Genomic DNA, 18,624 nt, shown 5'->3' on the forward strand with positions numbered 1-18,624 from the left:
TATAAAATTTAATATTTTCGCACTTTTCGGATTTTACTTCTGAATTGTAGCCCTTGCACTTGGTAGGAAATAAGTATACCTACCGAGCAAGCGGTGGGTAAAATTTGGAGGTAAAATATATGTTTCAAAATCGTGTTCCTGACAGAATTAAGCAAATAATCTGGAACGATACCGCTAATAACCCATATTCAAAAGAGAGTGTGGCAAGAAGATTATTAGTTTACTTTGATTACATGCCATTTATGTCTAATGGTCGAGAAATTGTTGAAAAAATTACAGGATATACTTTAAAACAACAAGTTAAGTTATCTGAAAAGAATGAAAAAACAATCAACAATGTAATGAGGTATATATCTAAAACAGATGGTTCGTCTAAACTTTTGTATGAAAGGGGATCTGTTGAACAACAAGAACTCCAAGATACTATTGAGTATATTATGCAGGAAATTCTTGGGTTGACGAATGATCAATATTTGCTTTTAAAAGAAGGGTTGAAAGATAGTAACATTTGATTTTTTGAGACCTCTCTGAATGAGAGGTCTTTTCTCATCCCTCAATTCATAGTAAAATATCCCCCTGAATCAATATAACAGGAGGATTTTTTATGTCTCAAAATACTATTAACATTGGCTATGCTAGAGTTTCCACTCACAAGCAAGACTTAGGCTTGGAGGTGCAAATTGAGGCTCTCAAACACTGTGACCAGCTCTTTATAGAAAAAGAATCAGGTTCATATGATGCTCGCCCTGAACTTGAAAAGGCTCTAAACTTAGCTAAAAGTTTTTCGAAAAATGGCAAGCAAGTTACTTTCACTATCTATAAGCTTGACAGACTTACTCGCTCTATGTTCAAGCTATTGGAGATTATCGAACAGCTTAACAAACATCATATCCAGCTCGTTAGTTTGCACGAAAAGTTGGAAACTGACTCGCTTATTGGCAGGTTGCTTTGTATGATCTTAGGTTTTGTGGCAGAGAGCGAGCTAGAAAACTTACGGTTTCGTACCCGTGAAGGGCTTCGAAAAGCCAAGGAAAAAGGCATTCGGTTGGGTGCCAAGCGGATAGAAAAAGCAAAAGAAGAGCGCATCCTTAATCTCTATCTCTACACAAATACGAGCATACGGAATATTGCAAAAGCAGAACAAATCTCCACTTCAACCGTATATAAGGTGCTGGAACGAAATAAGGTGACGAATAATCGCAAAAAAGTTTTGCAAAATACTTGCCAAAAGCAGGACGAAATGGTAGAATGAGTGCGTAAATTTGTTTCGATTAACGACCATTTGGCGAAACATTCAAAATAACAATGTGAATATTTTAGAAAATGCGAATTTAACAAGGTTTTGAGTCTGTGTTAGATTGGCATTTTTTGTTTTTTAAGTGTATCGTTTAACGGTCGTTATCCGATACACCTAAAGCCTTGTCTCGCAAGGGACTAGGAGATTTTATACAAACAAAAAGGAAAGCAAATGGAACTTAAAAAACTTACTAAGTTAGGTGTTGGTACTTTAATTTTGGCTTGCTTATGCAGCTGTTCGAATTCTACAGTAGCACAGAAGAATAGTGCTAACAATCCAGTTAGTTCAGATAATCATAATCAAAGCGAAACAGTCAATCTTCGAATCAAAACGTCTGATGATTTAAAGAAAGTGTTATCTGATAAAGATTTAGGCGAAAATATGTTGCAGTATGGAGTTAGTAATGTAAAAATAGACCCTGACAATATCTGGGACTATGATGAGCTCGAGAAGAGTGTTCTTATTCAATATTTATTCTTTGATAAAGATAATAATCAGGTGGGAAGAATAAGATTAGTAGCTAATTTATATGACCATACAGGAATTGATATTCGCGGTGCATATGAACAAGGAGATTTTAAATTCCATATTCAGAATTCTGGACAGGCTCAAGAGTTATTAGAAGGTTATTTAAACTCAGATTATTACCAAAAAGCTGCTCTTCCAAATGAGAAAATAGGTCGATCTACTAACCAGATGGAAAGTTACGTTCCTTTTGTAGACTCAAGGATAGAAAATGGAGCTTTTATTTATGACCAGTATGATACTAAGGAAAACAGCACTTTTAGTAGTAAGATTTTTCTGAATGGAAGTCAAATTTTATCTATGGATTTATTATACCAACCTAAAGGTAGTTATTCTATGGAGGAAAGAAAAGTATCTCCTGCTATTTTAGAAGCAATATTAGCTAAAATAGCAGACAATATTCAAAAATAGGAGGATAGCGAGTGATGAAAAAATTAGGAATGGTGATTACATGTTTAGTGATGATTCTGTTACTTGTTTCTTGCGCAAATAAGAGAAAGGATTTAGTTTTATCGAATTTTCCAAGTATTCAGAATGAGCTAACCGAAAAAGACTTGATTAAGGCAGTTGGAGCACCACACGAGAAGTCCTCTTCTCTTAGTGATGTTACTCAGCTATATGAAAAATTACTAAAAATGGACTTATCCAGTAGTGAATCAATCCTGTCTCAGAAATCAAATTGGACTGTGGGGATAAATGGTATCATCACAGACTACTACATTTACAAATTAAAAGACGGTAAGTCAGTGATTGTTTTCCTTAGTAAAGGAAAGGTTGTTGCGATAACGAGAAAAAGTATCGATTACGAGTAATGTAAAAGGTAGAATAATATGAAAAATAGCATTAAAATTCGATTAGCAATTATAACAATAGCTATCATTGGGTTTCTATTTTATGGATTTAGAGATAATGGTTCGGTACTTTATTACGGGCAAAGCTATACAGCAGGTTCTGTATTTAAACCTGATTCTTATCTCTCAGCTGGGCTATTTAAATCCGCAGGTAAAGAGATAAACAAAATGGTTTCGAAAAAGCGTGGAAGTAGCCTTACAGGTGTGATGGTCTCTGTTATAGTTGGTGGAATTACTTTTTTCACACTTTGGCAAGATGACGATTTTAAAGATATTTTAGTAGAAGAAAGAAAACGAGGAGAAAATAATTAAAATGGCCAATTTGGATAATTACTTGATTTTGGTTTTTATTGTAGTAACTGGAATTCTTATCGCTATTCAATTCGCGGGCGAACGTTTTGCAGATTGGCTGACAGATTTAACCGAGCAATTCTTTTCAAAAAGTCTGGATAAACATGAAGAAAAACGTAAAAGAGAAATAGAGGAAGATAAATGAAAAAGATAATTTTTACCATATTTGGGATTTGGATTGGATTAATTCTTGTAGCCTGTAGCTCTAGGACTTCTAATACTTCAATCAATAATTCTACATCTAGTACTACTTCGCTAGCTACTAGCTCAACAGACAAGGAAGCAAAATTAAAAGGTATTGTTATGGCGGCAATACATTATGGTGCTCACACCTACAACGATATTAAAAGAGTTGACCTTTCTTTAGTATCACCTACGGATGGCAGTATTAAACCCTATAGGTCGTTTGAGTTTCCCGAGCAAACATCTGAAGGGAAACCAATCGTTTCTCTAGAAGTAGCAAAAATAGTAATAGATTCTCGTAGCGAACCAACCGGTTTTTTTACTCGTCCATTTTATGCTAAAAAAGGGTTTGATAAAGACCTAAAAAATATAGTTGTGACTTTTAAGTTAAAAAACTCAGATTCTGAAAGGGTAGGTATTCTTAATGAAAATGGGGAATTGACAGATATTTCTGCTATTGTTGAAGGTGATGAAAACAGTTTTTCTTCGAAAAAATTTTATCATAAGCGTCCCTATATTGAAAATGATTATTTTTGCTATGTTTCAACAGATTTGACAGACTCTAATGCAAAATTCTACAGAATACCACTGAATAATCTCTCGCGAAGTGCAGTTGAAGAATTCAACCCTCGAAAAAACCGTCTTGGGGACACAAGGTATCGTAAAATTTATTTAGATGAAAATAATAAATATTTCTTTGTTACTGAAGATGATGGAAATATTGGCAATAATGGTATTCATATAAACAGATTAGACGAAACATTCACTTATCAGCATCATGAATATGATGTTACTTTATATCTTGGTGATGGAGAATATTTAGCATCAGGTTTTTCTATATGGAGTGCTTTTAAGGAGCCTGCTACAGATGATCCTAATAGCTATCGTAATGCAAATTTCGTAAAAAATCTTGTTCCGCAAAATGAAGATAGACAGAATTATAGTCCGATATTATCGCCAGATAAGGGTGAGATTTTCTTTTTATCTAAGTCAAGAGCTTCTAGCCAGGAAGAACCAACTCTATATAAAGTTTCTAGAAAAGGTGGAGAGCCCGAGGTGGTTGTTCAAAAATTCAAACCTCTACCACCTTTAAACTCTGATTTAAAATGGAGCGACTCCGTATTTCTGGATTGGATTGAATAGTTTTATAGCGTAAACACCCGAGGAAACTTGGGTGTTTTATGTTCGCTTCGCCTTTCGGTTCGGGTTGCTTAACTTTGCACTAGTACCGCCGTTTCTGCCCAATTTTGGCACACGACTTATTGTATTTATACACAATATTAGTCTGTGTAGAGGAGGGCGGAGGAATCTTCAAGAAAATATTCTAAGCTTTTTATTTCCTTTTTTTGCTTCTGTTGCGATGGATTACCTTTCGAAAATCTCCAGCAGTTGAGCTTTTCACAACTTCACATTTTCACAAAAATACCAGTAAAAAATCTTAATTTTTAGCCCAAATACTGATGTAAATTAAACTCAAAAATAGGCTGGACTTCATTACTACAGAGAGTTATGATGGACATGTAAAAGAAATTTAACAGATAGGAGTGATATGTATATCGATTTAGAAACCGAAATGTATCTACAAAAATTAGAAGGTGACATTCGTAGCCAGCTATATTGGGGTGTTGTGCCAGAAATGCCAATTGAATGGCAATCAGACCAATTAGGATTTTACCTCAGCGACCCAATATCTTTGCCTGCATTTTTAACGAAACTACGAGTGTTCGAAAAAGGTTTTGCCTTCGATTATGTTGAAACTAATGTTTTTAAACGCAAAATAACAGTTTTTGCCATTAACGAAAGCAAAGAAAAGTTTATTGCGAAAATCGAAAAGTTGCTCACTTGCCAAAGTAGAGGCGAGATGTGCGAAACCTTGCTATACATTTTAGTAACGCCAGTAACTTGTATCGATGAAGCGATTTGTTAACCTAAAATTACAACAAAATTGCCCCAGTTTTGCGACTGGGGCGTTTGTTTCGAATTGAAAATATATAGAAAATTTTATAATACAGTGTAAAAATGTCAGAAAAATTAAAAACAGTTATAAATAATACACTACTATTGACAAAGTGTAAGGATATCGTTATATTAGTAACACCGAAGATTTCTTGTTTTGTCTAACCAACACATTTTTAATGAAAGTGAGGATGGGACAGATAAAAAGATAAAATCAATGTTAACTGCAGCAGGTGCTGGTGGTATTGGTAGCGTAGTCTCTGGTCATATCTTAAAAATACCGTTCGAAAATCTTACTGCGATAAGTGTGCTGATAGTCGTTATTTTACTAACTATTTGTTGCTTTGCATTCCTGATTATCAATTCTAATAAAAGAACCAGAAATTCAAAAGAACTGATGGCCACTTGGCTTAGAAAGGGTAACAACTATACTAAACCTAAGAATAAAGCTTCACCAAGTAAAAGAAAAAATCACCACTAATAGTGGTGAAGCTAATGTAAATCAGTCTTGTCGTTCTCTTGTTGGTTAACTATAAGGCTGATAACTAAAAATAAGAAATCTTCTTCCCAGTGATACTCGAACTATCATTGGGATTTTCTTTATCTCAAAAGCATATATTTTATAGCTACTTGAGATAACTTAATCTATTATACAGACTTTAAGTAATTGTGTCAACAGTTTTGTTGAGAAAAGCGTTAAAATAACTAAAATTAAACTTAGCTGCAATTTGTAATCCTAAACGGCAAATTCGTCCAAATCTTCCATTCTGCAACAAGCAGTATAATATTTTTCGACACACTCAGGATTAAGAAAACGGCAAGTATAAAACCAAGAATATTCGTCCGTGATGGGGATTTTCACTTCTAAAATGAGGATTAAAAACACATCCTACACCGTGTAATAGTGTAATTCTTCGAAAGTTGTAAGGTGAACTGTTTCAATTTGGGGGAGTTTGGGTTCAGCTTTGAAATTTTGACTGCTTTCGTTGTTCTGGTTTAATTTTCCATAAAATCTCCTTTGCCTTATTGGTGTGTCCATCATAACTCTCTATAGGGGAAGAGTCAAGCACTTTTTCACGAAAACCCCAACGACTTGAAATCGCTGGGGTTAAGGGGCTAGAGTTAGTTGTTGGACTGCTGGGTGAGGTGTGGACATTTGTCACTACGTTTGGATGAGTCTACTCTAAAGAGACAAACATATTGATCAACCTGACTTTCCATCTTGAACAAGCTTATCAGCTTATAAGAAGGTTGTGAAATTCTTTGAAGTTCTCTTTTTAGTTGAGAAGTCCATGATGGAATTTCTGCAGAATAATCTTCTTCATTAAGATTGATTGTTAAAACTGCAAGGAAAAAATACTGGTGTTTTTTTAGAATAAAATCTTGTTTGCTTGCTATATTTTCTAGCTCATCAATACGAGAAAGTTGGGGTTTTCTGAGGTAATCATACCAGAAATTATCCTCTATTTGTAAAAGTGCATCATTTTTTCCATTTAAGCTATGATTCTCAATTTTACCAATTGCTTTTTGAATAATAAGTTCTAATTTTTCAAAGTTAATAGGTTTTAGATAGTATTCGAAGCTTTGTAATTCAATTGCTTTTTGAGCATAGTTGAAGTCAGCGTAATTGGTTAAAAAAATTGTTTTTATATCATATTTTTCATTTCTAATCCAAGATAAGAGTTCGAGGCCACTACCTTGAGGCATTTCTATATCGCTTATCATGAGATCAATAGGATGCTCTTTAATAATGTTTTGAGCTTGAGTGAGGCTATAGGCAACATAAACAATGTCAATGTGTAGTTTATCCCAGTTTATTTTCTCTCGTAAAGCTTCAATGATAAAACGATCGTCATCAACTAATAAGATATTCATTATAACCTCCGTCTATAATCTTGTATGGAATAAGTAAAAGAATTTTAGCTCCACCTTCTTCATTATTTTCAAATGTAATAGTATAGTCGTTGGGATAGAGAAGATTTAAACGTTCGATGGTGTTTGTTATCCCGATATGATGTCCATCTTCTGTTATTAGAGACTGTTTCTGATTTAGTTTTGATAAAATTTCTTCAGAGAAACCTGGACCATTATCTTCGATACAAATCTGAATATAATCTGAGTTCTCAGTTTTTACTTTTTTTATTGATAGCAAAATTGTAAATAAATCTTGAAATGAAAAACCGTGTTTTATTGTGTTTTCGATAAATGTTTGTAAAAGTAACGATGGAACAAGAGTATTTTGTAGCTCAGAATTGTAGTCTAGTGAAAAGTAGATACTATTTCCATATCGAATTCGTTGTATTTCTAAATAATCTTTAATATGCTGAACTTCATCTTTAAGTTCTGAAAAATCTTGATTAGCCATAAATAAATGACGGAGATAATTTGAAGTTAGGATAGTTAACTCTTCAATTTCCTTGTAGTTTTTTGTTTGAAGCATACTATGAATCATTGATAACATATTTAAGTAGAAATGTGGACGGATTTGGTTTTTAAGATAATTCAGTTCAATCTTCTTAAGTTCTAGTTGTGAATGGTATTCCCGTATTTTTAATTCTTGCATGTCAAATATTACTTTATTAAGTTTATCATTTGCCTTATCAATTTCTAGTATACCTTCAGATATAAAAAATTCAGAAGGGGGGATGGAGTCCCCAAGTTGAGAGAGTCGTTCAGTGAGTCTTGTTATAGGTTTAATCATCCACTGACGAATATACAGGATAATGATGATTGATAAAATTGTGATAATGATAGGAACAGCTGATAAAAATACTTCTAAGAGTGTGATATTTCTAAAGACCTCGGCATAATCGACTAAAACATAAATATCGAAAGGTAAATGCGTTTTTTCATTTTGAGCATGAATCAGGTAGTTTTCGGAGGGTATATTGTTAGGCTCTTTTAGAGAAAGTTTACCATTATTTCCAATATTGAGTTTTCTTAGAGGTTTTAGGATATCTTCTGAAGATATAACGGCATAAATGATTTTTCCTTCGTAATGAACAGATTTAACTAAATATTCGCTGTTTTTAGTAGTTATATTTTTCCATTTACGGTCACTTATATCACTGCGCAATGATTTTAGATTTGTTTTTAACAGTAAATAATCTTCATATGGAATATAAAGATTGGAGACGTTTATAAAATGTTCAGTACTATCGGTTTCTAATAAGAATGTCATATGAGTTTCATTTTGATATTCAAACTCTGTAAAGCTAGTTTGAACTTTTTTAAGATTTTCTTGATACTCAAGAAACGTTTGTACATGATTTAATTTCTCTAAAGGTTCATTATGCGTTATTGTTGAGTACATAAAGCGTTCTACAGAATGCAATTTCTCATTAACAGAGTCAGCATAAATTTCAATTGAACTACGTAGGTGTACTATATTTTGGTTTTTAATAAAATTTCTGGTTATGTTACTCATAGCAATATTGATTAAAATATTTATCAATAGTAGTACAAGTAGGAGTTTAAAGAAAAAATGAATAGAATGTTTTTTTGATAAGTCGTGATTTAATTTCATATACTAGGCTCCTATTAAAATTATAGCACTTTGAAAATATGATATCATGTAACAAAACAGATATGTTTTATCAAGATGTCGGAAAAGTAATAGTTTTTAAAATTAAAAAACTGAAAAATTGATAAACCTAGTCCAAAAAGTTATATTAAGGGAATTCTATATGGTGTAAAATAATCGTAGAAAATCAGATAGGAGGAAAAAAATGAAAGTAGCATCTCAACTTCATAAAATAAAATTAAAGCATAGTATTCCGTTATATATATTACTTTTTCCTTCAATATTGCTATTAATTTTATTTTCCTATATTCCCATGTTGGGACTAATTATTGCATTTAAAGACTATTCACCAGCCAATGGTATCTTTGCTAGTCAGTGGGTAGGATTTAAGTACTTTACTCAATTTTTCTCATCATTCCAATTTGGGACAACTATGTTCAATACATTAAAAATTTCACTTTATAGTATTGTAGTAGGATTCCCCTTACCTATTATACTAGCAATAATTAGTAATCAGTTAAGAGTTGGAAAATTCAGAAAAATATTTCAAGTAACAACTTACTTACCTCATTTTATCTCTACAATGGTTATGTGTGGGATGATCATCTTATTTTTATCTCCTACTAGTGGTTTGTTAGCGAATGTATTTAAGTCTGTTGGAATCACTATTCCAGATTTTTTATCAAAACCTAGTAGTTTTGCAGGTGTTTATGTTTGGAGTGATGTATGGCAACATATTGGTTGGGATAGTATTATTTATCTAGCAGCGCTTTCTGCAATTGATCCTACATATTATGAGGCTGCAACTATGGATGGTGCCTCTAGATTACAAAAAATTCGGCATATAGAATTACCATTACTTTTGCCGACCGCTATGATTTTATTAATATTAAGAGCAGGTAGTTTATTAAGTGTAGGGTTTGAGAAAGTGTTACTATTACAGAATCCTCTTAATTTAGCAGGAAGTGAGATAATTTCGACCTATGTTTATAAAGTTGGTATGGTGAACTTTCAGTATAGTTATTCGACAGCTATAGGATTGTTTAATACGGTAGTGAATCTAATAATTTTGCTATCCGTCAACTGGTTCTCAAAACGATATACTAAAACAGGTCTTTTTTAAAGGAAGGAGTGCTTAAAGTGAGATGGTTTCATAAATCAAGAAAAACAAACTCTGAATTATTATTTGATATAGTTACCTATGGTTTAGCAATTTTCCTTATTCTGTTAATTGTTTATCCGTTATGGTTTGTAGTGATTGCATCTTTTAGTAATCCTTCAGATGTTGCAAATGGGAAGGTATGGTTTATTCCTAGAGAATGGAAATTTGATGGATATTTACGTCTGATTCAACAACCTTTATTTTTGCGTAGCTATCTAAATACAATTTTATATACTGTTGTTGGTACCTTAGTTGCATTAGTAGTCAATATTCCAGCTGGTTATGCTTTATCTAGAAAAGAATTAGTTGGTAGAAGGTGGATGAGTATTCTCTACATCATTCCTATGTTCGTATCAGGTGGCTTGATTCCTACCTACTTAACAGTAAAGAATGTAGGCTTAATTGATACATTTTGGGTAATGGTAGTACCTTTTGCGGTTTCATCATACAATATTATTGTTGCTAGAACTTTCTTTAATAATAGCATTCCAGACGGAATGTGGGAGGCTGCGCAAATTGATGGCTGTGGCACAATTCGTTATTTTATTAAAATAGTTGTTCCTTTATCAAAAGCTATTATAGCAGTTATTGGACTTTGGACTGCAGTTGGTATTTGGAATTCGTGGTTTAATGCTTTAATTTATTTAACAAATGAAAATTTACAGCCATTGCAATTAATTTTACGACGTTTACTAATTAGTAATCAAATGTTACAATCGCAAGCAACAGGAGAAGTGGCCTCAGATCTTCGTATCAAAGCCGATATGATGAAGTATGCAGCAATTGTTATTTCAACCGCTCCGATAATGTTGCTATATCCCTTTGTTCAAAAATATTTTAATCAAGGCGTAATGATTGGCGCGTTGAAAGAATAGGAGAAAAACATGAAAAATAAATCATTTACATATTTGTTCTTAGGAACAGTTACACTTGCTGGCTTAACAGCCTGTGCAAATTCCAATAATGCGAATAAGGACGATAAGTCTGGAGAAGATTCTTATAAAATCACAACTGTTCGTTGGTCTGACTGGGGAGAAGATTACCATAAAGGTTTTCTAACAGATTCTGCCAAGGAAGCAGGTATTGATGTTAAATGGGATACACTTGTAGCTGCAGATTGGGCAGATAAGAAATCTGTTTTGGTTGCTAGCGGAGATTTACCAGATGCATTTTTAGGTTCAAATGCATTTACAGATTCAGAAATTGCTCAGAACCAATCTCTATTTATTCCATTGGAAAATTTAATCAAGGAAAACATGCCAAATTTAACTAAGGCTATGGAAAAAGAGCCTAAGATTAAAGCTATGATTACTTCACCAGATGGTCACATATACAGCCTACCTAAAAAATTACCGATGCGCCCTACTGTAGCTAATCAGCTATTTATTAATAAAAAGTGGCTGGATAATTTAGGATTAAAGGTTCCAGAAACTTATGATGATTTAGTAAAAGTATTACAAGAATTCAAGGATAAAGATGCGAACGGAAATGGAGATGCTTCTGATGAAATTCCATTTGGAGCAGGAAACTTTGATCCAACATTCTCATATATTCTTCCGTTCAATAATCGTTTAGGTGCAGATAATACGTATGAAATGTCTGTAAAAGATGGAAAACCAGTCTACCTTCGTACAGAGGAAAGTTATAAACAAGGGATTGCAGCAATGCACGAATCTTATAAAAAAGGTTTGATTGATCCAGAAATCTTTACAGAAGATACCTCTATGAGTGTAGCGAAACGTATGGATAAGGGAGTATCTAGAGTAGGTGTTTCTAGTGGTTGGACAGCAGATGCAACGTTTGGCTTACATTCAAGTGAGTATATTGCTCTACCTGCTTTAAAAGGTATGGATGGTAAACAATATGTCTTTTCTGATCCAGATCATTATAACTATGGTCGAAATGAAATTTTGATTACAAATAAGAGCAAAAATCCTGCTAAATTATTGAAATGGTTGGATAAATTATATACAGATGAAGCAAGTATTCAGAATTTCTATGGATCATTTGGAATAGCTACTGAAAAGAATGGTGATAAGTTTAAAGTGTTACCTCCTAAAGATGGCAAATCAGCTGATGAATGGGCATGGATTAATTCACTTCGAGATTTTGGTCCTAAATACGTAAGCGATGATATCAATAGTCGTGTAGAAATCGATCAAACACAAGGTGATGGATTGAAATTGAAGATGGACCAAGATTTGAAACAATTTGCGTTGCCAGCTTACCCTAATGTGATTTATTCACAAGAAGAACTTAACAAATTATCATCAATCTATGTGAGTATTGAATCTTATGTCAAACAACAGGCATCTAAATGGGTAGTTGAAGGTGGCATTGAAAAAGAATGGGATTCATACAAAGAAACTCTTAAGAATATGGGATTGGACGAGTTTATGAAGATTCAACAGGAAGCATATAATCGTTACCAAAAAGAAGTAAAAGAGTAATATTTTATATGAACTCTTGGTTGTATGAACAAGTGACTAGCTAATTACAGGAAGCGAGACTGATAACCTTAAATTATCTCGCTTCCTTTATTCTAATTTTTAAAGAAATTTGGAAATATTTTTTAAATAATTTAGGTAATATTTTTGTACAACTGACATTATAAAATATAGAGTTAAGACAATCGATTTTATGGAGATATCTATTATGCAAAAATTATTTTCATTAGATGGAAAAGTGGTTAGAATTTTAACTTTTTTGACAGATTTAATTATTTTAAATACTCTATTTATTGTTAGTTGTATTCCAATAGTTACAATTGGGGCATCACTAACTTCTCTTACGACAATGTGGTATCGTATTTTAAAAGGTAAAGATACCGATATTACTTATCATTATTTTCGGATCTTTAGACGAAATTTTAAACAATCAACTTTTATTTGGTTGTTTATCCTCCTAATAGAATTACTTTTATATGTGAACTATTGTCTTTGGGGCTATTCAAGTTTATTTTCAGAGTATAGTTTATTGTTAGTGTTGCCCTTTTTATTTGTTATAATACTTTTGATAAGTGTTATTTTTCCCTATATTGGTCTATTTAAGGATAATCTAAAAAATAGTATTGTAAATAGCGTATTAATTTGTATTTTAAATCCAATACAAGCTATCATTTTGGTTTTATTTAATATTTCTGTACTATATATGAGTTTTAGTAGTCCAGAACGGGTTTTAACAGCGATTTACGTGTTTACATTTGGGGGATTTGCTTTTTGCGGATTGATGAATGTAATGATAACGAATAAAATGTTTGATAAAGTAAAGCAATTTACTAAAAGGAGGGAAACAAATTGAAAATTTTTAAGGGAGAGTTTTATCGAATCTCTGTATTAACAGACAAGTTAGTAAGGTTAGAATACTCTAAAACTGGAAGTTTTGAGGATAGAACTACACAACTTATCTATAATAGAGATTTTGACGAAGTTTCGTTAGATTATATCGAGACATCAAACGTACTAGATATTATGACGGACTATTTCCATTTGCATTTTAATAAAGGAGAATTTAACGCCGAAAATTTATTTATAGAATTAAAAGGAAATTTTGCTGTATATGGTAGTCGCTGGTATTTTGGTGAATCTATTGAAACGTTAAAAGGAACAGCTAGGACTCTTGATAAGGCAGATGGAGCAATTCCATTAGAAGATGGAATTATTAGTCGAAATGGTATTGCCTTATTGGATGATTCCCAAGGATTTATTTGGGATGAACAATCTGGTTATATTGAGAGAGAAAATCAAATTGACCTGTATTTCTTTGCCTATGGGCATGATTATAGAGGAGCAATCAGAGACTTTTACCATTTGACTGGTTCAACACCCTTGTTGCCAAGATATGCTTTAGGTAATTGGTGGAGTAGATATTGGCCCTATACGTCGGATGAATACTTGAATTTAATTGACAGATTTAAAAAAGAGAAAATTCCGTTATCTATCGGTGTTTTAGATATGGATTGGCATATAACTGACATTCCAGCCCGTTTTGGAAGTGGCTGGACAGGATATAGTTGGAATAGAAACTTAATACCTAATCCAGAACAGTTATTGCAAGAACTTCATGATAGGAAGTTAAAACTCTCCTTAAATGTCCATCCTGCTGATGGTATACGCGCTTATGAAGAAGCTTATCCTCTAGTTGCTAAACGATTGGGGTTAAATGTAGAATTAGAAGAACCTGCTATTTTTGATTTTTTTAATCCCTCTTTTAGGGAAGCTTACTTTAAAGATGTTCATTATGAGCTAGAAAAGCAGGGAGTAGATTTTTGGTGGATTGACTGGCAACAAGGGACACAAGGTATGTTGGATCCACTATGGCTTTTAAACCATTATCACTATCAGGATAGCTGTAAAAATTCAGAAGGTGGTTTGATTTTATCAAGGTATGCAGGACCTGGTAGTCACCGTTACCCTGTTGGTTTTTCAGGGGACACTATTATTAGTTGGAATTCGTTAAGATTTCAACCTTATTTCACAGCGACAGCATCTAATATTGGTTATAGTTGGTGGAGCCATGATATCGGTGGGCATATGCTGGGGGATTATGACGAAGAGCTACAAACTAGATGGCTACAGTTTGGCGTTTTTAGTCCGATTACTCGATTACATAGTTCTAGAAGTCCCTTTAATAGTAAAGAACCTTGGTTTTTTTCAGAAACAACATCTAAGATTATGAAGAAATACCTTCGTTTGAGACATCAGATGATTCCATATCTATATACCATGAATGTAAAGACACATGAGGAAGGTGCCCCGTTAATCAGTCCAATGTATTATTTCTACCCAGAGAATGATGAGAGCTACAATGTTCCAAATCAATACTTTTTTGGAACAGAACTGATGGTGGCTCCCATTGTAGAAAAGATGGATTTGGCATTCCAATCTTCCAAAGTAGATGTATGGTTCCCTGAAGGTGAATGGTATGACTTCTTTTCAGAGAAAAAATATACAGGTGGTGTGAAGTTAAGTATTTATAGGGACATTTCAACTATACCTGTGTTTGCAAAAAGTGGTGCAATCATTCCCTTGGTTGGTTCTGAGATAGATATGGGTGTTGATTTACCTGAAGTTGTAGATTGGTATGTATTCCCGGGCAAACAACATTCTTTTGAAATGATTGAAGATCAAAATGGTCAAAGATATAAAACAAGATTATCGATTGATTGGGAAATGGGAATAGTAGAGTTAGCATTACAAGGAGATTCTCGCATTGTTCCAAGTAATAGAAGGCATAGAATTCATTTTAAAGGGACGAATGTGTCTATAATTGAATTGCCAAATAAGAGTGATACAGTTAGATTTGAATGCAAAGAGAATAAAATGCCATCTTTAAATGATGAAGTTTTTAGACTACTAAAGACAGCTTCTCTTTCATATGAATTAAAAGATAGATTATTAAATCAATTTATCAATGCCAAAAATTCTCATGAGTTAATGAATATCTTGCATCATCAGGATAAGGAATTGAGAGGGCGTTTGTTGGAAATGATATTTACTAGCCAAAACTAATTGAGAAATTTCATACACAATTTCTATTATTTAATTACTAATTATTTATTTTTTAATGTGTAATAGTTTTATATCTCTATGCTTATGGGCTTGTATTTTAGTAATTACAAGTTTGGCATAGGGATGTTTTTTGTTTACTGAAGAGGAAAGGATAATACTAAATAAAAATCAAAAAGCAAACTAGGAAACTAGCCGCAGGTTGCTCCAAACACTATTTTGAGGTTGTAGATAAGACTGACGAAGTCAGTCACATATATACTGTAAGGCGACGCTGACGTGGTTTGAAGAGATTTTCGAAGAGGAAAGGATAAGTATATTTCAAGGTTTGAAACATTTTTAAACTAAACAAGAGCAAACTTTTAAAGGTGATTTCTCAAAGTAACTTCCACTTGCCTGACCGAAGTGGAAGTTAGTCTGAAATGGATTTTTATGATGGAATTAAGTATGAGACGCTAGATTTTTTCAGAAAATTTTCTAAAACAAACAGGATTTGTTTGACATTTATTTGAAAATTCTGTAAAATGAATTATTATATCGTTCAAGGAGAATATATATGGAAAAACAGAAAACATTTTTTGGACATCCTATGGGCTTGTCCACCCTCTTCTTTACAGAGATGTGGGAACGCTTTTCTTACTATGGGATGCGAGCTATCCTACTTTACTATATGTACTATAGTGTGCAAGATGGTGGGTTGGGGATGGATAAGACCACGGCTGCATCGGTTATGGCGATTTATGGCTCGCTGGTATTTTTGTCCTCGGTTGTCGGTGGTTTTGTTAGTGACCGTATTTTAGGAAGCCGTAAGACTGTCTTTTACGGTGGGATTCTGATTATGCTAGGGCATATTGCTTTGGCAACACCTTTTGGACAAGTGGCTCTCTATCTTTCTATTGCCTTGATTATCTTTGGAACTGGATTTTTAAAACCCAATATCTCAGATATGGTGGGAGGAATTTATGAGAAAGAGGATGATAGACGGGATGCAGGTTTTAGTATCTTTGTCTTTGGTATTAACTTAGGTGCCTTCGTTGCCCCTTATCTAGTGGGTTATCTAGGTCAGGAAGTCAATTTCCATCTAGGTTTCTCATTAGCTGCCATTGGGATGTTCTTTGGTCTGGTGAAGTATGTTTTAGATGGGAAGAAATATCTGCCTGAATCAAGTCTTTACCCCACTGATCCACTTTCACAGCAGGACCGGCAGACCTTGATTAAACGCTTGCTACTTACACTTGTCATGGTTATTCTTGTGGTTATAGGTTTAGTCTTTACTCACCAGTTTAACGTGGATATGATTGTTAATATCTTTACAGTAATTGCGGTAATCATTCCAATCTACTATTTCTTTAAAATTTTATCTAGTCAGAAAATAACTGCTACTGAGAGATCCAGAGTATTTGCCTACATTCCTTTATTTATCTCTGGAGTACTCTTCTGGTCTATTGAGGAGCAGGGGTCTGTTGTTCTCGCTCTATTTGCGGATGATCAAACTCGACTTTACTTTAATATATTTGGGAATCAAATTCATTTCCCATCTAGCTTTTTCCAAAGTATCAATCCACTTTTCATTATGATTTATGTGCCGATTTTTGCATGGTTGTGGGGGAAAATGGGTAAAAAGCAACCGTCTTCTTCTAAGAAATTCGCTTACGGTTTATTAGCAGCAGGTTTATCCTTCTTGTGGATGATGTTACCAGGGATGCTCTTTGGGACAGATGTTAAAGTCAGTCCTTTCTGGTTGATTATGAGTTGGGCTATTGTGATTGTGGGGGAAATGTTGATTTCGCCTATCGGTCTATCAGTCACTACTAAGCTAGCACCAAAATCCTTCCAAGCACAAATGATGTCTATCTGGTTTTTGAGTAATGCAGCTTCCCAAGCTATCAATGCTCAAATTGTAAAATTTTATACAAGCGAAACTGAAGTCGCTTACTATGGAATTGTTGGAGGAATTACGATTGTATTCGGTATTATCTTACTCTTCTACGTTCCACGTATTGAAAAACTAATGTCTGGTATCAGATAGAGAAAAACTGGAATTTCTGTAGGGATTCTAAAAGTTAGATCAATTATTTATTCAAAGGATTTAGTTCTGTATGGTACAGGGCTAGGTCCTTTTAGTTTGATTTTCGAAGAGTATAAGTCAAGTCCAATCAAAAAATCTCACTATTCATTAGGTTAAAGGAGACCTAATCATAGTGAGATTGTGAAATTATAGTAGGTTTTGTATGGCCTCTTCAATCTGTTTTGGGTCTGTTTTTGATGAAAAGCGTTCAAAGACTTGCCCACCTCGACCGATGAGAAACTTAGCGAAATTCCATTCGATTCGTTTTCCTAATGGGCCAGATTTTTGGTTTTTCAACCAGACATATAGGGGATCTGCTTCCTTACCGTTGACCTTGATCTTGGTAAAACGTGGGAAGGTGGTCTGGTAATGTAGGCTACAGAAGTTGTTGATTTCCTCTGCGCTGCCTGGTGCTTGTCCCATAAACTGATTGCAAGGGAAGTCTAAAATCTCAAAACCTTGTTCTTGATAGCGATCATAGAGTTCTTGAAGTCCTTGGTACTGGGGCGTTAAACCACATCCGGTAGCAGTGTTGACAACCAAGAGAACTTTCCCACGATAGGCATCTAGTGGAGTTTCTTGATTGTCTTGGTTCAAGACTGAAAAATCGTATAGTGAAGTCATTGATTGCTTTTCTCCTTCTGTTTGGTATTTTTAGGAGTTTTCTCCTCCTGTAGGGATAGAAAGCCGTAGGTCAGGGTTCCAAAAATGCTACCGATACTCAGGCCATACATCAGGAAAGGGACACTTTTATCAAATTGCAGGAGCAATTTCCCAAAATCTGAAAAGGACATCTGCTGAACGAAGACTTTATGAAAGATGAGTAAGGTAAAGAAGCCGATCTGAATACCAACAAACACAATACAACTTCGGAATTTGATTTGGGCTTTGCTGTAGGTTTTGAGGATGATTTCTGACTTGTCATCTTTTTCCAGATGGAGTTCTTTGACGGCTTTCTGAGTTTTTAAAGTAATGAAAAAAATGAGTCCAGAGTATACGTAGGGCATGGCCTAGCGAACGACCTCTATGAAGCGTCCAAATAACAGATAAAACAAGAAGAGAAAGAAGGAAGAATAAACGATTTGGACCATGGAGCAGGCACAAGCCTCGTAGATAATTTCTCTTGTCAGCATTCATCAAAAGGGCCTTGGATGTGAAAGAGATTTCGAAGTAGGCGAGTGGTGAAGTCTTCTTTTTTCAT

Annotated in this window: 18 protein-coding genes and 1 pseudogene; 15 read left to right on the forward strand and 4 right to left on the reverse strand. The window is 33.9% G+C overall.

The window, feature by feature from the left end:
- Positions 1-119: 119 nt before the first annotated feature.
- From ACORHU_RS01530 to ACORHU_RS01570, 9 genes are all read left to right on the forward strand, one after another.
- Positions 120-512 carry a hypothetical protein gene (locus ACORHU_RS01530; RefSeq protein WP_434364608.1) on the forward strand — a complete coding sequence of 131 codons (393 nt, stop codon included), beginning with the start codon at positions 120-122 and terminating at the stop codon, positions 510-512.
- Between the two features lie 92 nt (positions 513-604).
- The gene (locus ACORHU_RS01535; protein ID WP_102211303.1) at positions 605-1,252 is read left to right on the forward strand and encodes a recombinase family protein; all 648 of its coding nucleotides are present in this window, start codon (positions 605-607) and stop codon (positions 1,250-1,252) included.
- 216 nt (positions 1,253-1,468) lie between these two features.
- Positions 1,469-2,233: a hypothetical protein gene (locus ACORHU_RS01540; RefSeq protein WP_434364609.1), complete on the forward strand. Its 765-nt coding sequence runs from the start codon at positions 1,469-1,471 to the stop codon at positions 2,231-2,233.
- A gap of 14 nt (positions 2,234-2,247) precedes the next feature.
- On the forward strand, positions 2,248-2,634 hold the full coding sequence (locus tag ACORHU_RS01545) for a hypothetical protein (protein ID WP_434364610.1): 387 nt from the start codon (positions 2,248-2,250) through the stop codon (positions 2,632-2,634).
- Positions 2,635-2,652: 18 nt separating this feature from the next.
- Positions 2,653-2,985, forward strand: coding sequence for a hypothetical protein (locus ACORHU_RS01550; RefSeq protein WP_434364611.1), 333 nt, complete (start codon positions 2,653-2,655; stop codon positions 2,983-2,985).
- A gap of 1 nt (position 2,986) precedes the next feature.
- Entirely contained in the window at positions 2,987-3,169 is a 183-nt protein-coding gene (locus tag ACORHU_RS01555; RefSeq protein WP_261020720.1) for a hypothetical protein, read from the forward strand.
- Positions 3,166-4,350, forward strand: coding sequence for a hypothetical protein (locus ACORHU_RS01560; protein ID WP_023945526.1), 1,185 nt, complete (start codon positions 3,166-3,168; stop codon positions 4,348-4,350). Before ACORHU_RS01555 ends, ACORHU_RS01560 begins: the two co-directional genes overlap by 4 nt.
- 406 nt (positions 4,351-4,756) lie before the next feature.
- On the forward strand, positions 4,757-5,134 hold the full coding sequence (locus ACORHU_RS01565) for a hypothetical protein (RefSeq protein ID WP_434364612.1): 378 nt from the start codon (positions 4,757-4,759) through the stop codon (positions 5,132-5,134).
- 246 nt (positions 5,135-5,380) lie between these two features.
- Positions 5,381-5,644, forward strand: a complete 264-nt coding sequence (locus ACORHU_RS01570) for a hypothetical protein (RefSeq protein ID WP_434364613.1) — start codon at positions 5,381-5,383, stop codon at positions 5,642-5,644.
- A gap of 641 nt (positions 5,645-6,285) precedes the next feature.
- On the opposite strand, the gene ACORHU_RS01575 is transcribed toward ACORHU_RS01570, so the two are convergent.
- Together ACORHU_RS01575 and ACORHU_RS01580 are read right to left on the reverse strand one after the other, a co-directional pair.
- Positions 6,286-7,038 carry a response regulator gene (locus ACORHU_RS01575; protein ID WP_434364614.1) on the reverse strand — a complete coding sequence of 251 codons (753 nt, stop codon included), beginning with the start codon at positions 7,036-7,038 and terminating at the stop codon, positions 6,286-6,288.
- On the reverse strand, positions 7,019-8,689 hold the full coding sequence (locus tag ACORHU_RS01580) for a histidine kinase (protein ID WP_153196171.1): 1,671 nt from the start codon (positions 8,687-8,689) through the stop codon (positions 7,019-7,021). The genes ACORHU_RS01575 and ACORHU_RS01580 overlap by 20 nt, the downstream gene beginning before the upstream one ends.
- A 202-nt stretch (positions 8,690-8,891) precedes the next feature.
- Here ACORHU_RS01580 and ACORHU_RS01585 point away from each other — a divergent pair, with 202 nt between their 5' ends.
- From ACORHU_RS01585 to ACORHU_RS01610, 6 genes are all read left to right on the forward strand, one after another.
- Entirely contained in the window at positions 8,892-9,809 is a 918-nt protein-coding gene (locus tag ACORHU_RS01585) for an ABC transporter permease subunit (RefSeq protein WP_153196169.1), read from the forward strand.
- A 17-nt stretch (positions 9,810-9,826) separates the two neighbouring features.
- Positions 9,827-10,723: a carbohydrate ABC transporter permease gene (locus ACORHU_RS01590; protein ID WP_434364615.1), complete on the forward strand. Its 897-nt coding sequence runs from the start codon at positions 9,827-9,829 to the stop codon at positions 10,721-10,723.
- A 9-nt stretch (positions 10,724-10,732) separates the two neighbouring features.
- Entirely contained in the window at positions 10,733-12,298 is a 1,566-nt protein-coding gene (locus tag ACORHU_RS01595) for an extracellular solute-binding protein (protein ID WP_049531684.1), read from the forward strand.
- A gap of 205 nt (positions 12,299-12,503) precedes the next feature.
- Positions 12,504-13,148: a YesL family protein gene (locus ACORHU_RS01600; protein ID WP_153196165.1), complete on the forward strand. Its 645-nt coding sequence runs from the start codon at positions 12,504-12,506 to the stop codon at positions 13,146-13,148.
- Positions 13,145-15,358: a TIM-barrel domain-containing protein gene (locus tag ACORHU_RS01605; RefSeq protein ID WP_153196164.1), complete on the forward strand. Its 2,214-nt coding sequence runs from the start codon at positions 13,145-13,147 to the stop codon at positions 15,356-15,358. The genes ACORHU_RS01600 and ACORHU_RS01605 overlap by 4 nt, the downstream gene beginning before the upstream one ends.
- Positions 15,359-15,974: 616 nt before the next feature.
- Complete coding sequence (locus ACORHU_RS01610) at positions 15,975-17,384, forward strand: peptide MFS transporter (protein ID WP_434365138.1); 1,410 nt, start codon at positions 15,975-15,977, stop codon at positions 17,382-17,384.
- Positions 17,385-17,570: 186 nt separating this feature from the next.
- On the opposite strand, the gene ACORHU_RS01615 is transcribed toward ACORHU_RS01610, so the two are convergent.
- Both ACORHU_RS01615 and ACORHU_RS01620 read right to left on the reverse strand, forming a co-directional pair.
- Positions 17,571-18,047, reverse strand: coding sequence for a glutathione peroxidase (locus ACORHU_RS01615; protein ID WP_434364616.1), 477 nt, complete (start codon positions 18,045-18,047; stop codon positions 17,571-17,573).
- Positions 18,044-18,624: pseudogene (locus ACORHU_RS01620) on the reverse strand (DUF3278 domain-containing protein). Before ACORHU_RS01620 ends, ACORHU_RS01615 begins: the two are co-directional and overlap by 4 nt.

The sequence above is a fragment of the Streptococcus sp. KHUD_015 genome (genome assembly GCF_051106265.1).
Taxonomy (GTDB): Bacteria; Bacillota; Bacilli; order Lactobacillales; family Streptococcaceae; genus Streptococcus.

What these genes read in the sequence shown, in the direction of transcription:
- ACORHU_RS01575 (WP_434364614.1), bottom strand. Translation starts at nt 7,038, where the DNA reads ATGAATATCTTATTAGTTGATGACGATCGTTTTATCATTGAAGCTTTA.
- ACORHU_RS01580 (WP_153196171.1), bottom strand. Translation starts at nt 8,689, where the DNA reads ATGAAATTAAATCACGACTTATCAAAAAAACATTCTATTCATTTTTTC.
- ACORHU_RS01550 (WP_434364611.1), top strand. Translation starts at nt 2,653, where the DNA reads ATGAAAAATAGCATTAAAATTCGATTAGCAATTATAACAATAGCTATC.
- ACORHU_RS01570 (WP_434364613.1), top strand. Translation starts at nt 5,381, where the DNA reads ATGTTAACTGCAGCAGGTGCTGGTGGTATTGGTAGCGTAGTCTCTGGT.
- ACORHU_RS01610 (WP_434365138.1), top strand. Translation starts at nt 15,975, where the DNA reads ATGTGGGAACGCTTTTCTTACTATGGGATGCGAGCTATCCTACTTTAC.
- ACORHU_RS01600 (WP_153196165.1), top strand. Translation starts at nt 12,504, where the DNA reads ATGCAAAAATTATTTTCATTAGATGGAAAAGTGGTTAGAATTTTAACT.
- ACORHU_RS01535 (WP_102211303.1), top strand. Translation starts at nt 605, where the DNA reads ATGTCTCAAAATACTATTAACATTGGCTATGCTAGAGTTTCCACTCAC.
- ACORHU_RS01595 (WP_049531684.1), top strand. Translation starts at nt 10,733, where the DNA reads ATGAAAAATAAATCATTTACATATTTGTTCTTAGGAACAGTTACACTT.
- ACORHU_RS01540 (WP_434364609.1), top strand. Translation starts at nt 1,469, where the DNA reads ATGGAACTTAAAAAACTTACTAAGTTAGGTGTTGGTACTTTAATTTTG.
- ACORHU_RS01615 (WP_434364616.1), bottom strand. Translation starts at nt 18,047, where the DNA reads ATGACTTCACTATACGATTTTTCAGTCTTGAACCAAGACAATCAAGAA.
- ACORHU_RS01545 (WP_434364610.1), top strand. Translation starts at nt 2,248, where the DNA reads ATGAAAAAATTAGGAATGGTGATTACATGTTTAGTGATGATTCTGTTA.
- ACORHU_RS01530 (WP_434364608.1), top strand. Translation starts at nt 120, where the DNA reads ATGTTTCAAAATCGTGTTCCTGACAGAATTAAGCAAATAATCTGGAAC.
- ACORHU_RS01585 (WP_153196169.1), top strand. Translation starts at nt 8,892, where the DNA reads ATGAAAGTAGCATCTCAACTTCATAAAATAAAATTAAAGCATAGTATT.
- ACORHU_RS01560 (WP_023945526.1), top strand. Translation starts at nt 3,166, where the DNA reads ATGAAAAAGATAATTTTTACCATATTTGGGATTTGGATTGGATTAATT.
- ACORHU_RS01565 (WP_434364612.1), top strand. Translation starts at nt 4,757, where the DNA reads ATGTATATCGATTTAGAAACCGAAATGTATCTACAAAAATTAGAAGGT.
- ACORHU_RS01555 (WP_261020720.1), top strand. Translation starts at nt 2,987, where the DNA reads ATGGCCAATTTGGATAATTACTTGATTTTGGTTTTTATTGTAGTAACT.